This is a genomic window from Sphingobium cupriresistens (assembly GCF_004152865.1).
Taxonomy (GTDB): domain Bacteria; phylum Pseudomonadota; class Alphaproteobacteria; order Sphingomonadales; family Sphingomonadaceae; genus Sphingobium; species Sphingobium cupriresistens.
Window position 1 is genome coordinate 93,427 of record NZ_SEOO01000012.1, and the last position, 15,339, is coordinate 108,765.

Below are 15,339 nucleotides of genomic sequence, written 5' to 3' on the forward strand. Positions count from 1 at the left end.
CCTTCAGGCGGCTTTGCGTGCCGCGATCCGCTGGATCGGAAACCGGTCCAGCAGCTTGGCGAGCACATCCACCCCGACAGCCCCTGTCGGTATGTAGAGCTTGAGTTTCCACGAGACGATCTCGGAGATCAAGCCCATTGCCTTCAATCGCTCGATGCCAAGATCGTTGAAGCCGGTCAGTTCGATCCGCCAGTCATTCATGGCGCGGACGCGGGCGAGCGTCTGATCTTCGGCCAGATGCAGTTTGGCATCTCCGGCACACAGCATCGCCCAAGCATCGGCAGGCACGACGGACGCCGTGTCCTGCTCAATCACCGTGGCGACCCAAGCGGGCGAAACCTTGCGGCCGATGACGCGCTCGCCAGCATCGGTTTGCAGGCGGTAGACGCGGGTCGATTCATTGGGGAGCCGCCGCCAGATCGGCAGCAGCAGGCCTGAAACCATGTGCAGGGTCGAGGTTTCGAACTCGGGCAAGTCGGCAAGTTCGGCCTGCCAGACTTCGCTGAACCGCTCACGGTCCACCGGCTCCCAATGACCGCTAGCGAACACCTCGGCGAGAATATTGATCGCCTCCAAAGGGCGGACGAGGCGGATGCGCGGGTGAATGCCTCCATCGTCGTCAATCAGACTGCGCGCGCGCAATTTGACTGCCGCGCGCCCGGAGCGGGTGTTGATCACGAGTTCGGCATCGCGATCCACTGCCATGGCCAGCGCCCTCTCGAGCACAACCGGCTCGATCCGGTCTCTGCGTTCGATGGTCAGGAGGTGGGTCACAGCTCCGGTGCCGGGATGGGTGTAGATGGTCTTGCGGTCGGAGACCGAGAAGCTCTCGGCGCGCAGGGTTTCGAGGCCCATTTCATAAGTGCCGCTGGCGATTGCGCCTTCGACCCGGGCCGTCAGCAGGCCCTCGAAGGCCTCGAACAGGATGTTCTGCATGGAAATGGTGAGCGCCAGCATCCGGTTGAGGAAGGTCGTGATGGGCGGAAGCTCGTCCTTGAGCCCGCCGTCACTGTCGAGCAGCGACAGGCCGGTGGCTGTTTCGAATTGCCCGAGCGAACAGCCATCGATCTTGCCGCGCACCAGCAATTGGTAAAGCTGGCGCATGGCATCGCGGGCATAGTAGGATTCCAGATTGTCGCTGGCGCTGAACATGTTCTGGCCGCCGGTTTGCCGCTGGCCGCGCGTGATCGCTCCAAGACTGTCGAGCCTTCGGGCGATCGTCGAGATGAAGCGCTTCTGCGCCTTCACGTCGGTCGATACCGGACGGAACAGCGGTGGCTGCTTCTGATTGGTGCGGTTGGTGCGGCCAAAGCCCTGGATGGCGGTGTCGGCCTTCCAGCCTGCTTCGAGCAGGTAGTGGACGCGGCGGCGCTGGTTCTTCACGCCAAGGTCGGCATGATAGGACCTGCCCGTGCCGCCAGCCTCGGAGAAGACGAGGATGTGCTTCTTGTCATCCATGAACGCATGGGTTTCAGCGATGTTGGCAGAGGCTGGCCGGTTCTCGACAGCAAAGCGGACTGAACCATCGCTGTTGGCGCGGGGCACAATACGACGGGAACGTCCGGTCACCTCGGCAACCGCATCTCTCCCGAAATGCTGGACAATCTGGTCAAGCGCGCCGGGCACAGGCGGCAAAGCGGCAAGCCGCTCGAGCATTGCATCACGGGCACGGCAGGCTTCGCGATTGAGGATGGGGTTGCCGTCTGCATCAAAAGCAGGCCGTGAGGCGAGATTGCCCTCGCTGTCGGTGAAAGGCTCATAGAGTTGCACCGGAAAACTGTGCGCGAGATAGTCGAGCACATACTCACGCGGCGTGATGTCCACGGAAACGTTATCCCATTCGTCGGTCGGGATTTCGGCAAGACGGCGTTCCTGCAGGGCTTCGCCCGTCGAGACGATCTGCACGACACAGGCGTGACCGGCCTCAAGATCGCGCTGCATCGCCTGAATTGTGCTTGGCGTCTGCATTGCGGTGATCAGGTGGTTGAAGAAACGCTGCTTGGCGCTTTCAAAAGCTGATCGCGCTGCCGATCGGGCCTGTGCGTTCAAGGTCCCATGGGATGCACTGGTGACGCCCGATGCTTCGAGCGCCGCATCGAGATGGGCGTGAATGACCTGAAATGCCCCGGCATAGGAATCGTAAATCCGCACCTGCTCAGGGGTCAGCTGGTGCTCGAGCAGGTCATATTCGACGCCGTCGAATGACAATGAACGTGCAGCATAAAGGCCAAGCGCCTTCAGATCGCGGGCCAGCACCTCCATGGCTGCGACGCCGCCATCCTCGATTGCAGCCACGAAATCTGCCCGTGAGGCGAAAGGGAAGTCTTCGCCGCCCCACAGGCCGAGCCGCTGGGCGTAGGCGAGGTTCTGCACCGTCGTGGCACCGGTGGCCGAGACATAGACGATGCGGGCATTAGGCAGGGCATGTTGTAGCCGCAGGCCCGCCCGGCCCTGCTGCGAGGCTGAGACATCGCCGCGCGCGCCCTTGCCGCCTGCGGCATTGGCCATGGCGTGCGCCTCGTCAAAGATGATGACACCGTCAAAGTCACGGCCAAGCCACTCGACGATCTGCTGGACCCGGCTCGCCTTGGTGCCCCGCTCCTGCGAACGCAGGGTCGCATAGGTCGTGAACAAGATGCCTTCCGTCAGCTTGATGGGCGTGCCCTGACGGTAGCGCGACAAGGGTGTCACTAGCAGTCGTTCCTGCCCCAAAGCCGACCAATCGCGCTGAGCATCCTCTAGCAGGCGGTCCGATACCGAAACCCAGAGCGAACGACGGCGGCCTTTGAGCCAGTTGTCGAGAATGATGCCTGCGACCTGGCGGCCTTTGCCCGCGCCCGTGCCGTCACCCAGAAACCAGCCGCGGCGAAAGCGGACGGCAGCATCGCTTTCTTCAGCCGCCGCCGAGACGAGATCCCATGTCTCGTCGACGGTCCAGGACCCTGCCAGATGCCCGGAATGTGCCTCGCCAGCGTAGATTACGGATTCCAGCTGCGCGTCGGACAACACGCCGTCACGCAGCAGGTGCTCGGGCAAGTGCGGGCGATAGGTTGGTTTGGGCGGGGCCACCGAGGCCATCGACGCGGATTGAACCAGCGGCGTCGGGTGCGGTAAAGCGCCGGGAATGGCGACCGATTGAAGTCCATATCGTTCATAGATGCTGTCACCGAGTTGCCCCTCGGGCGGAGCCCAGTCAGCAGTCGAATAGGTGAGTTCAGGCGCATCGGCATCGACCATGGGATTGATCGGGGCAGTTCGAGCAACCGCGCGGCTCACGGGCGACGTCGACGAAGCGCAATGCAGTCCTGCACCGGGCAACGGGGCAATCGGTCCGCGCGGCGGCACATTCGCTTCGACCCATTTGAGCAAGGTCGCGGTATCAGGAGCGGTCCCTGCACTCGGAACGAAAGTCGTGGGATCGGAAGCGGGCAGCTTGTCGATCACCGTGAATCTTGTGTCGATCGTCGTGCCGTGCTTGCGATAGACCTTGCCGTCGATGGCGGCGGTGAAGACCACACGACCGGTCCCCTGCAACCGGATGAAAGCATCGCGCCATGCTGGAGCATCAGGAGCACAGCCAGCGCCGGTAATGACCACCAGCCGGCCCCCATTCTCGAGCCGGGCCAGACCGGAAGCGATGTGGCGAAGCGCGGCGTCCTTCATCGTCCGGTCAACATGCGCGACGGCCGAAAATGGCGGGTTCATGAGGATAACGCTCGGGCGCACTGCTACAGGCAAGCGATCATCAATCGACGCAGCGTCATGTCCGCTGACGGCCACGCCTGAGAACAAGTGCGACAGCAGCGCTGCCCGGCCTTCAGCGAGTTCATTCAGCACGAGCTGTGCACCGGCCAGTTCGGCCTGAATCGCCAACATGCCCGTGCCAGCAGAAGGTTCGAGCACAGTTTCGCCTGCACCAATCGAAGCAGCGGCAACGGCCACGAAGGACAGGCCAGCGGGCGTCGAATATTGTTGCAAGGCCAGGCTGGTTTCAGAGCGCCGGGTATGGGTTGGCATAAGGGCAGAAACCCGCTCAATCAGCGCCAGGGAGCGAGATCGGGTGCCATTGCGCGCCAAGATTGCCGGGCCAAAACGGCGCAGGAAAAGGATTTGTGCAACCTCACAGGCATCATAGGCACTCTTCCAATCCCATGCGCCTTCCGCGTCGGTGCCCCCAAAGGCTGCCGTCATCGCATAGCGCAAACGGCCCGAATCAACACTCTGCCCGGTTTCGAGCAGGGGCAGTAGCGAGGTCGCTGCGGTCAGCAGCGCACGCGCACGCTCATCAAATGCGCAATGCGGGGCGAGCGGCGCAGCGCCGAGCGCTGCGTCCGTAAGGATATGGGCCATTGGTGAGATCTCCGGGAGAGCAGGAAGGGCGGATCACGCCCGGACTCTCTCTCGCAACCCGGGCGGTTCGCCCGCTCCCGGCAAAGCTCTCACTCGATCGGCACATAATCGAAAGAAATCGAGAGTATCGCATGAAAGCAATGATTTGGCCAAGCGCTGGTCAGCTTTCACCAACAAAGTGGACGTGGCAGCATAACTCCGCTTTGACTGGACTGCGCGACGATTTTTAATGCGAAAAACAAGACTGCCGATTAAGGGTGTCAAGGGAAGGCGGGGCTTGCATGTCGGTTGAAGGATTGAGTCAAGTTTTTGCGGATCCTCGTCCGCAAACCCCACCAGCTGCTGTGTTGGATATCTTCTTCGTCCATGGGCTGGGCGGAGACTCCATAGAAACCTGGCAGAAGGATAATGATAGTTTCTGGCCGCGTTGGCTTGCGGAGCAATTCCCCAATTGCCGAGTCTATGTGGTTAGCTATGATTCCAATAAGCTTGCGGGATTTTTATCTGGTGAAGGGGCATCAATACAGGATTTGGCTCTAGCCATGCTTGATCAAATCGCGAGCCGCGAGGAAAGCGCACCACATGCATTTTTGGTCGCTCACAGCCTCGGAGGCCTCATCATAAAACAAGTACTGCGGCGCTGCGCTGACAGTGCCAATACCGATTACAACGCCATCGGCCGATCGGTTGCAGGGGTTGCCTTTCTCGGCACACCTCATCAGGGCTCCCAGTTTTCAACGTCGCTTGACGTCCTCCTGAAGCAGTTCAAGAGCAAGCAATCAAAACAGCTAGCGTACAGCGATGATGCTCTGATTGATCTCAACGATCACTTTCGCACTTGGGTCTCCCGACAGAATGCTATGGTCCGGTCATTCTATGAAACGGAGAAAACGTACGGTTTTCAGATAGTCGATAAGGTTTCGGCTAATCCAGGTATCGTTGGAAGCGACCCGATCGCGGTGCAAAGCAATCACATTGATATTTGCAAGCCTGCCAGCAAAGGTGCGCCAGTCTACGCATCCATGTGCGCAATGATCCGCGGGATCCTTAAGACGGTTGCACCTGAGCCAAGTCCGTCCGGCTCTATGGGAAGCGGCTCGATCTGCGAAGCCACCGCCCCCAAGGCTGGTGGCGTCGCGGCGGAGCCGGCAAGCTCAGTCGCGCCCGAGGTATTGGCCGACTACGAGTATTACACGACCTTGGCGGACCATGACCGTCGCGACCTTAGTCAAAAGCTGACAGATGCCGGGCGCGCTTATGCCGTTAGCGCTGCAAAGCGGAAGAAGGAGCGATTTAACATGGCGCTTCAGCGCCATATAGCACAGCCTTCGGCTGTGACCCGCTATACACAACTGCTGGCCGACGTTGAGAGCCGTTTCAGTCGGCATGTTGCGCGCGTAATCGCAGAAGATGGCAGCGCTGAACAAGTCGATCAAGCGGTGCAGGATCAGGTAATCGCTCCGTGCGCCGCCAACCATTCCTCAAGTGAGAACGAGATAACGGCAGGTCTCGTCGATGGGGCGCTGTATTACCTCGCGGGCAATTGCCATCTGGCGTGGGACAATGGCTGATCTGCGTGTCTGGTACGCGTCTCGCGACCCTTATCACTGCATTTTTCGCATGGTTCGCCTAATGACGGCGAAGGACGAACCTATGCCGTTGGAGCAGCTTAGAATCCTCGACATGTTCCTCATGTTCCCGCCCTTGCTGCACCGCCTGTCTGTCCCGGCGAATATCAAGGAACGCTTTCGTGCTCTGGGCATTCCAACGCCCGCTAACTCCTTTGTTCGCCTCCCTGGGACCGCTTCAGTCTGGCAGGAGCTGCAACTCTACCAGACAACGGCGCTCAAGCGCCTGACCGGTCTAGGCATGTTGAAGCGAGACGCCCTCCGCGATCGATACGCTAGCCTCGAAAGCACTATGGTGCCGGCAGAAATCATGCGGCAAGCACTTGAGCAGAATACTACAGATAAGGCGTTGGTTGCCTTTCTGGTTGAAGATGTGGCCTCTTTGCCGCTGACCGGTCGCGATAACCTTACCAAACGGGCAGGGCTTCCATCACGAGGGCCAATAGCATGAGCGCTTTTTTCCGGATCGAGCGTATGCTCGTCACGCGAGGCTCCCATGTCCTCTACGACGAGGTATTCCACGCGGGAGTGAACATCATCCACGGCTCGAATGGGTCCGGGAAGTCAACGATCGCCGACTTCATATTTTTCGGGCTCGGCGGAGACTTGAAGGACTGGAAAGCTTCTGCCTCACGTGCTGAGCAGGTTTACATTCAGCTCATCACAAAGTCTGGCACCCTTAGCCTTAGGCGCGACGTGGCGACCGAAGGCGGCCGGCCCATGTCTATTTACTTCGGCACGCTGGACGAGGCTCTCTCGTCTCCCAAAGAAAGCTGGCAGACACTGCCGTATCGTCGGCCAGATCACGGCTACAGCTTTAGCCAGGTCTTATTCAATGCGATCGGCCTGCCCGAGTCGATCAGTGACGGCGGCAGCAACATCACCATGCACCAGTTGCTTCGGCTGCTGTATGTGGATCAACTCACGCCAGTGCAGAGAATCTTCCGCGTCGAGAATTTCGATACTTGGCAAACAAGGCAAGCGGTAGGTGACCTGCTGTCTGGCGTTGGAGGGTACGACCTTTACGAAAAACAAATCGCGCTGCGCGAGACCGAGAAACTGTACGGCGCTGCCGTGACGGAATACCGTAGCCTGGTAGTGGTGGCGTCTGGCTATGGTGAGAATATCCTCTCCGAGCATATTAGCGCGACCATCGAGAAGGTCAGCAACGAACGGACCGGTCTGCTCTCGTCGATCGATGAGCTGGTTTCAGCTTCTGAACAAGCCACTGAACATGCAGATCTAAAAAAGATGCGATCTGATGCGATCAAGGAATATAATCTCGCTAGACGTTCGGTTGCTCAACTGATCGATGAAATCGAAGTTCTTGAATACGAGATTTCCGACGCAGAAGATTTCATAAAACATCTAGGTCAATCGTTGTCTGATTTCGAAGATGCATCAACCACATTCTTCGCGCTTGGTCATCTCGCTTTTGAGTATTGCCCGTCATGCTTCGCGCCGGTGGCACCCAAAGATGAGGCGCATTGCCAACTGTGCGACACAAAGCGTGTCGATGGCGCTGACGACAGCCGTACGCTTGCTGTTCGCCTAGATCTCCAGATGCAACTGAAGGAATCTGAATCGCTCCAGGTCGATCGACTTCAGGAACTTTCCCAGAAGAAGAGCACGCTGCGCGTTGCTCGTCAGGTGCTCAAGCGCGCATCGTCGACAATCGAACTTGGCCAATCCGGCATGGTCACAGGCCGCGAAAGTGCGATCGCTGAGCTGAGCCGCAAAGTTGGTTTCATCGACAGCCAACTCGAAGGCCTTCAAAAGCGCCTTGAGTTGGCAAAGAAAATTCAGGCGGCGTCCGATGCGAAAGAGGATCTCAACACCCGCGTCACGCGACTAAAGGCAGAAATCGAGGCGATTTTGCGTGCGCAAGGCAAGCGAAAGCTCGAGGCGTACACGCTTATCTCGAATGAGACGAAGGCGTTCCTCGATAAAGACCTTCAGGAGCACAGCGATTTTGGTGAGGTCGACAACGTCTCCTTTGAATTCTCGGGAGACTGGATTGCGATCAATGGTGAGAAGAACCGCGCCGGCAGTGCGAGCGGCATGGTAATCTTAAAAAATAGCTTTGCTGCTGGCCTGCTGAGTGCCTCTCTACTCGACAAGCGTTTCAATCTGCCGCGCTGGATGCTCTTCGATAATGTCGAAGACAAGGGAATGGTCGAAGAACGGTCTTGGAATTTTCAACGCTTGCTTGTGGATTTATCGAAGCGCTCGAAGACGCCACATCAGATCATTTACACCACGTCTAAGATTGCCCCCGAGCTTGATCAACAAGATCTCGTGGTCGGACGCCAGTACCAGCGTGCCGCGCGCTCACTGAACTGAAGGTATCAGTGAGGTTTGAGAACCTTGCAGTCGATCCTGCCGCAGGTCTGGCCTGCTACTCTGACCGAAGCCCACGGACGGCATCACCTCTCACTGGAATAAAGCAGGGTAAGCTGTTAGACGTCGTCCAACGAGGTCTTCCTTCGCATACGGGCGGTGCAACTGCGGCCTAAGAGCGAATGTCTGGACATATCGAGCGCGCAGCTCTTTACGGGGCGACTGGCGTGATTGGAAGGGAGACCTCGTGCCATCGGCTGCGCGCATATTCGGCAAGCACTTCCCTCTCACAATCCCCCCAGAACTTGGCGATGAAGCCAGCCTTCTTGCGCATCTCGGTCTCAGCCCGAAGGAGCTGAAAAAAATCTGGTGGTATCGAGAACGGATGTACGCGCAATTTTCGATCGCCAAGGGCGGCGGCAAGGTCCGGCACATCACCGCCCCCGACAAGCGGCTGAAGATTCTGCAGAGCAAGCTCGCGCCACTGCTCGATCAACTCTACCGGGTCCGCAATCCAGTCCACGGCTTCGTGCCAGCACGTTCGGTAAAGACCAACGCCGCGGCCCACGGTCGGCGACGGTTTGTCGTCAATCTCGATCTGAAGGACTTTTTCCCGACGATTACCGAGAACCGCATCACGGGATTGCTCCGGTCACTCGGCGTCAATGATCGGGTTGCCGAGATCATCGCCCGGCTTTGCTGCTTCAACAGCCATCTCCCGCAGGGCGCGCCTTCAAGCCCTGTCCTTTCCAATATGATCTGCTTCCGGCTCGATTCCGAGCTGCTTCGCGCCGCCAAGGCCGCGCGTTCGATTTACACCCGCTATGCCGACGACATCACCTTCTCAAGCTATCAGCCACCGTCACCGCTGTTCGAGGGTGCCTTGCCCGCAGTCGGCCGTTTCTCGCCGGACACGCTCGCGCCTTCGCTGCGCGAGACCTTCAAGAGTAACGGCTTCGCGGTGAATCCCGACAAAGCCCATTATGCCGATCGCAATTCAAGGCGGGTCGTCACTGGCGTTAAGATCAACGCTGGCCTGAATGTCGATCGGCGCTATGTCCGACAGATCCGCGCCCTGCTGCACTCCGTCGAGAAGCTTGGGCTGGAAGACGCGCAGCAGAGATATGCCGACGCAGGCGGCAAAGGTGTCATCGCCGAGCATCTGCGCGGCAAAATCTCCTACATCACCCACCTGAAGGGTCTGACCGATCCCGTCGTGCGGTCGCTGGCTACTCGGTTCAACAAGAACTTTGGGGCACGGCCGATCAAACTCGCGCCGACGATCGAGGAGCGGCGGGATCGTGCGGTATGGCTCGTCGAGCATTCGGCCAAGGGTGGTCAGCAGGGCACGGCCTTCTTCCTGAAGGATATCGGACTGGTAACGGCCTCGCATTGTGTCGAGGGTGTGAGCGACTTCACCGTCTATCACCCGTCCAAGCCATCGAACCGCTTCGATGTGACGGTCGCGAAGCGGTGTCCCCATCGCGATCTCGCCTTGCTCGGTCATGCGATTCCTGCGACCGACTACTTCGAGCTTGAGGCCGCCGCTCAACCGGTGGCCGTCGGCGTCGCCGTGACGGCGTTCGGCTATCCCGGTTTCGGCCCCGGTGACAAAATGAACGTGCGCGGCGGTTCGGTTACCTCGCTCCCAATCAAAAGCGGCGTTCAAATGGTCGAGGTGAGCCAGGAACTAGCACAGGGTATGTCCGGAGGCCCGATAGTTGATGCGCATAACGAGATCGTCGGCATCGTCCACAAGGGTGGTCCCGAAGAAGCCCGCCAGCTCGCGATCGCGATCGACGTTTTCCAGACATGGGTCGCGGAATGATGCTGGCATCCCGTCCACTCCGCGTCTGTGGTTTCCGGCATGAGAAGCGTGTCGGGCACCCAGGAGTCGGTGGAGTATGACGAGATCTGCCTCGTCAAAGGCCTGCTTTAGAATGTCGTAGCCGTGAAGCCGACGTTCCGGATCGCCCAAACAACTTGCCGCTAGCAAATTCCCACGCGTGCACTTTCTTGGTGGCATGCAGGAACAATGACGAACCCATGGCGTCCGGCTGCATATTCTCCGACCCGCACCAGAAATCGTCGCGTTTCTTGGCTATTCCGATCCCCTCCGACGGTGGCCAGCGCCTCTACCATACCAGGATGATCGGATGATCGGACAGCGGAAATCACCACCCAGTCCTTTGCGTGGCGGCGGGCGAACTGCTGGCGGTCACGGGTGAAAGATTCTGCCGCTGATAAGTCGCGGCCATGGACGGCTTCCCAAGCATCAGGATACCAATCCCGCAACGCCCTGTCCGCCATTGCCTGTTCGCGGTAGGTGAACAGGTCCGGGTAACCTGCGGCGACGAGCGCCCATTCGGCGTCTTCTTCATACCAGCCGCCAGATAGTCGCAACGCGGGATCCATCCCTGCATTGCGCGCCCGGTCGAGCTTAAAGCCGCCATGACCGGCAGTGGAATGAAATACGATCCCCTCAGCGTAGATGGTCGCCGATTGAGATATGCCCCAAGGTGTGGAAACGCGCAGGATTGTATCGACGCGGCCGAGGGCGTTGCGCTGGCGGACATGCAGCGCGATGTCGGCAATGTAGGCACGGAAGGAGACTTCATCAGCCACAGCACTTTCGGCGACATAGACATCCGAACGGGTCCATTCGCAAATCGGCCGGTTGAGCTTCCAGCCGGACACGATCGAGAAGCCTTCCTTGAGCGGAACGGCGATGTATGCCAGCCCATCGACGCGCGCTGCCATCAATCCGTCGCTGGTCCTGCCATGTTCGACGATGATGCCGCTCATGCCGCCCTCCTGAGTTCAGTGGGCAGAACGGCCAGATCAGCGTCGGTCACAATCTCGGTGCGCATCCCGGAATAGGGATTGTCGCGCATCCATGCTTCTGCCGATGCCATGTCGGCTGCGAGGTGGCGCAATTCGTCCTTATCCCGAAACGTGGTCAAGACGCGCACTTGCCCAAGTTTCGGCATTTCGATGATCTCGAAATTGAGCGGGCTTTCGACGCTGTAGGCGCGGCGCACGGTCATGACGATAACGCCCTGACTGCCGTATGTTGCCAGATGGAGCATGAAATGCGCCGGCGAACGGTAGTTGTCGGCAACCTGGCCGGGGTAGCGTTCAACGAGCCTGCCGGTGCCATTGTCGTTGTTCCAAGCGGCAAGCTTTCGGCGAAAACGCTCCGGCGGGCGCGGCTCGCCGTTCGAATAGCGGATCAGGCTGCCCAAGGGGGCGGTGTCGTAGATGTATTGCGCAGACATTTTCAGGTCTCCTTGAAACGCGAAAGCCCGGCTAAACGGCCGGGCTTCGTGGGGTGATTGGATAGGAAATTTCAGGTGGAGGGCGGTGGCTCGCCCAAACGCCCGAGTACCTCTTCGATGTAGGACGCGGTGGACATCGAATGGACGTCGTCAGCCGTTATGACGGTCGCCATCCCGCCAAAGCCGTCGGGCCGCATCTTCGTGCAGGTCCACGCTGCGATGATCTGCACATGGTCAAGGTCAGGCGATCGCCGGACAATGTCCTGGAAGATCAGGTCATAGCCGATCATCGAGAAATCGAGCTCGAACTCGTCTTCGCCAAGATCACCCTTGGCGATTTCCGCGCGCACCACGTCAGCGATGCGACTGACCATGCCATTATCCTGACCGAGCAATTCGACCAGCTCAGCGGTCGCGATCCAAGCCGTATCGGCGACATTATCGCTAGCAAAAAAGTAGACCGCTTGGTCATTGCCTTCATGGTCGAACAGTTCGCACAGCAAACGGCGTTCGAGCGGGGTCATCGCCGCGACTGGTATGTCGGGTTGTACGACCGTTGGTGAATGATAGTCAGCCATGGCGTCCTCCCCAGCAAGGCACGGGAGCACTGATTTTTGGCATGTGAGGTCTCCTCAAAAAGAGGCGGCCCGGCGTGGTGGCCGGGCCTGAGTGACGGAAAAACAGTCGGGATGTTGAACTCGCGCGGTTCAGATCATTCGGCGGCGATCGCGTAAGCCGCCTCGTCATCATCAAGGAACGCGGGTAATTCGAGCCCTTCACGATCAACGTCGGGCACAGCGCCGTGACCACCGTCGGCGTCGGGCGTGCGCAGCGGCTCTGGAAGCCAGTGGGCATCTTCCAGCAGCCGTTCCGCTTCGCGGGCCATGTCGCCTTTTTTCAGGTGATCAATCATGCCAGCGAACTGCTCCCCGCGCGCTTCGGTCACATCGGCAAGGATGCGCGGCTTGGTCACGCTGCGGAAATAGCCATCGACAGTGGGCTTCCAGCCTGCCGCGACGACATCAAGACCAACGGCATGCGCCAGCACGTGGCTGTGAGCGATGCGGCGTGCAACGCTATGCGTCGACACCCGGCCATTGTCGTATTTGGGGACGATCTCGGCCTGAGCATTCACCGCCAGCGATGTGCAATGGGCAAACAGACTGGCCTGTTCATCGGCGTCGAAGGCCAGAAGCGCGTCCCAAAGCTCCTTGTCGGACTCCGGTAGTCGATCCTGCCAGCGCTTCATGCGCTCGGCGATGGCCCGCGCGGGCGCACTGTCGCGCAGACCTGCAGGTGGATTGGCAAAGGACACCCGATTGAGCGACAGTTGCAGACAGCTCTCGCGGCTGTAGCTGTAGAAGGTGTCGAGCACGAGCGCGTGCAACACCGTCGCGAAGGCTGTGGCGGGACTTTGGGCAAAGGCATCCTGCAACGCGAGCGTGCGCCAGGCGGTCAGGTCGGCAACCAAGCGGTCGGGCAACGGCTTGAGGATGTCATCGTCGGAATCTTCTTCATCAGTTCCGGTAGGTGCCGAACCGCTGGCGCTTGGTGCGGTCCCGTTGTGGTTTGCGCCAGGCATTGGCTCGCCCGAAACGGGATCGACCCCGGAGCCATCGTCTTCGCCGCTCACTTCCGCCACCGGCTCGTCTTCGGCTCGGACATAGCCACGCTCAATGCAAAGCGAACCATCCGCCTCGATCGTCACAAAGGCACCGGCGATTGCCATTTCGGCAGGATCGAAAATCATGGGCCGGTCGACCAGCTGGCCGATTTCCGTTTCAAGCCCTTCGATCCGCGCATAGACGTCTTGCTGCACGTTGGGGTCGTCGGCCCATTCGGTCTCGATCTGCTCGATTTCAGCCTGAAGCACCGTGAGCCTTGCCTGCTCGTCCTCAGTCATGGGCAATTCTGCGCCAACGATCTCACGGTGTCCGTTGGTCGCATTCCATGGCTGGTCGACGGCAGTCGCCACCCATTTCCAGCCTTCGGTGCCAATGCGGTTGCCCTCGGCGGCAAGTTTCGCGTCGACCAAGCGGTCGAGCAGTGCGGGATCGGTGAGCCAGCCCCCGTCATCGTCCTCGAACAGGTCGCGCATCACGCCGCCGCCAGCCGCGACATAGGCATCGACGGTCACGAACCGCACCCGCTTGTCGGCAACCCGGACGCTGTTTTCCGTCAGGCGCTGGCGGATGTAGGCGGCGGATTTGTTGAAGCTGTGGGTAAGCATTTCCCACACCTGCTCCTGGCGCTCATGATCTTCGGACACGGTGAACGCCATCAACTGGTCCAGCGACATGCCGTCCTCGGCGTAAATGTCGTGGAGTTTGGGCGAAACCGACGCCAGTTTGAGACGCTGGCGCACGACGGCGGGCGTGGTCATGAAATGCGCGGCGATGTCTTCGGCGGCGCTACCCTTGTCTACCATGGCCTGCATGGCCCGGAACTGGTCGAGCGGATGCAACTGTTCCCGGTGCGCGTTTTCGGCATAGCTGTCTTCTTCCGCCGAGACGTCATTGTCCGCCGCCTTGACGATGCAGGGAATGGGAGCAGTGCGCGCCAGGCGCTTCTGTTTCACCAGATGTTCAAGGGCACGGTAGCGTCGGCCACCGGCCGGAACTTCGAAGATGCCGGTCTCCTGACCTTCGGCATCAAGTACCGGGCGCACGTTGAGGCTCTGAAGCAAAGTCCGGCGCGCGATATCCTCAGCAAGTTCGGGGATCGACACGCCGGCCTTCACGCGGCGGACATTGGATTGTGACAGGATCAGATGGTCGAAGGGAATGTCACGCGACGGGCTGAGGGTGATTTTTGCAGGCTGTCTGGCCATGGCAGGTCTCCAGGACGGGCCGCCGCGAGACACTCTCTCGGCTTCCAAGCCCGTCACGAAGGCCCTGGCCTTCCTCTTCCTCTCTGGCCGCCGCAGGCGGGCCACCCAGCGATCTTGCAGGTCGCCAGGCTACCAGATTTCAGCCATCCCCTTCTTGCATGGCACGTTCCCTCAGCAGCTTTTCAGCGCCCGGGATCGAACCGGCCTGACGGGCTGCCGCGACGTAGGCCGATATGGGCAACGCGGTGTCGAAGAGGATATCCCGCTCGATACCGAGGGCGAACGGCAGGCGCAGCGACTGCAATTCCCGCAATGAGAAGCTGCCGAGTTCGGGGCAGCCAAGGCCGAGATCGGCAAGGCCGAACAGGATGCCGTCCTCGTCGAGTTCGGTGGCAAGCCAAGTGGCCGCGCCAAGCGGATTGAAGAAGCGGACAACGGGAACCGGATCAGGCTCTCGTTCGCCTTGTGCCTGCGCATTGCGGCGCGCGTGCATGTTCGCGAGCAAGGCCGCGCGAATTTCGGGGGTGAGCAGGTTCATGCCGCCAACCTCCCTTCCAGCTCGAAGCCGTCGGCTTCGTCCTCACCAGCGACATCAACATCAGTCGATGCGGTGTCACGACAGGCGAGGATATAATCTGCCGCCTTGGAGGCAGCGCTGGCGGCGCGCAGGATGGCGCGATTGTCTTCCCGGATAATCTGGAGCCACGAGCCGATGTAGTCAGCGTGGCGAACGCTTGGCACAATCCCGAGCGCGGCGCAGATGAAGGCTCCCGCCATTTCGGCAATATATCCTGACAGTCCAGCGAAAAATGGCGGTTGGAAGGTGAAAACCATCGGTGCCTCCAGCACTGCCCAAAAACCCCATGGCTCCCCCGAGGCGGGGGTGGGCGGCGAGAACGACCGGAGAGGCCCG

General features: G+C 59.9%; 10 protein-coding genes and 1 pseudogene. 4 read left to right on the top strand and 7 right to left on the bottom strand.

The window, feature by feature from the left end; genetic code table 11:
* Positions 1-3: 3 nt before the first annotated feature.
* Positions 4-4,350: a strawberry notch-like NTP hydrolase domain-containing protein gene (locus EWH12_RS09340; protein ID WP_129926380.1), complete on the bottom strand. Its 4,347-nt coding sequence runs from the start codon at positions 4,348-4,350 to the stop codon at positions 4-6.
* A gap of 281 nt (positions 4,351-4,631) precedes the next feature.
* Between EWH12_RS09340 and EWH12_RS09345 the strand changes: the two genes are divergently transcribed.
* From EWH12_RS09345 to EWH12_RS09360, 4 genes are all read left to right on the top strand, one after another.
* Positions 4,632-5,921 (top strand): ABC-three component system protein, encoded by a 1,290-nt coding sequence (locus EWH12_RS09345; RefSeq protein ID WP_129926381.1) that lies wholly within the window; start codon positions 4,632-4,634, stop codon positions 5,919-5,921.
* A complete protein-coding gene (locus tag EWH12_RS09350; RefSeq protein ID WP_129926382.1) occupies positions 5,914-6,429 on the top strand; it encodes an ABC-three component system middle component 5 in 516 nt (171 codons plus the stop codon). The genes EWH12_RS09345 and EWH12_RS09350 overlap by 8 nt, the downstream gene beginning before the upstream one ends.
* Positions 6,426-8,321, top strand: a complete 1,896-nt coding sequence (locus EWH12_RS09355; RefSeq protein ID WP_129926383.1) for an AAA family ATPase — start codon at positions 6,426-6,428, stop codon at positions 8,319-8,321. Before EWH12_RS09350 ends, EWH12_RS09355 begins: the two co-directional genes overlap by 4 nt.
* Before the next feature lie 244 nt (positions 8,322-8,565).
* Positions 8,566-10,146 (top strand): trypsin-like peptidase domain-containing protein, encoded by a 1,581-nt coding sequence (locus EWH12_RS09360; protein ID WP_129926384.1) that lies wholly within the window; start codon positions 8,566-8,568, stop codon positions 10,144-10,146.
* 161 nt (positions 10,147-10,307) lie between these two features.
* On the opposite strand, the gene EWH12_RS09365 is transcribed toward EWH12_RS09360, so the two are convergent.
* From EWH12_RS09365 to EWH12_RS09390, 6 genes and pseudogenes are all read right to left on the bottom strand, one after another.
* A complete protein-coding gene (locus tag EWH12_RS09365) occupies positions 10,308-11,123 on the bottom strand; it encodes a DUF7007 domain-containing protein (protein ID WP_129926385.1) in 816 nt (271 codons plus the stop codon).
* Positions 11,120-11,596 (bottom strand): hypothetical protein, encoded by a 477-nt coding sequence (locus tag EWH12_RS09370; protein WP_129926386.1) that lies wholly within the window; start codon positions 11,594-11,596, stop codon positions 11,120-11,122. The genes EWH12_RS09365 and EWH12_RS09370 overlap by 4 nt, the downstream gene beginning before the upstream one ends.
* Positions 11,597-11,667: 71 nt before the next feature.
* Positions 11,668-12,174: a hypothetical protein gene (locus tag EWH12_RS09375; RefSeq protein WP_129926387.1), complete on the bottom strand. Its 507-nt coding sequence runs from the start codon at positions 12,172-12,174 to the stop codon at positions 11,668-11,670.
* A gap of 134 nt (positions 12,175-12,308) precedes the next feature.
* Entirely contained in the window at positions 12,309-14,426 is a 2,118-nt protein-coding gene (locus EWH12_RS09380) for a ParB/RepB/Spo0J family partition protein (RefSeq protein WP_129926388.1), read from the bottom strand.
* A 139-nt stretch (positions 14,427-14,565) separates the two neighbouring features.
* Entirely contained in the window at positions 14,566-14,964 is a 399-nt protein-coding gene (locus EWH12_RS09385) for a DUF2958 domain-containing protein (protein WP_129926389.1), read from the bottom strand.
* Positions 14,961-15,227 (bottom strand): annotated as a pseudogene (locus EWH12_RS09390) (zincin-like metallopeptidase domain-containing protein); the annotation flags it as partial. The gene EWH12_RS09385 and the pseudogene EWH12_RS09390, both read right to left, overlap by 4 nt.
* Between the last annotated feature and the right edge of the window lie 112 nt (positions 15,228-15,339).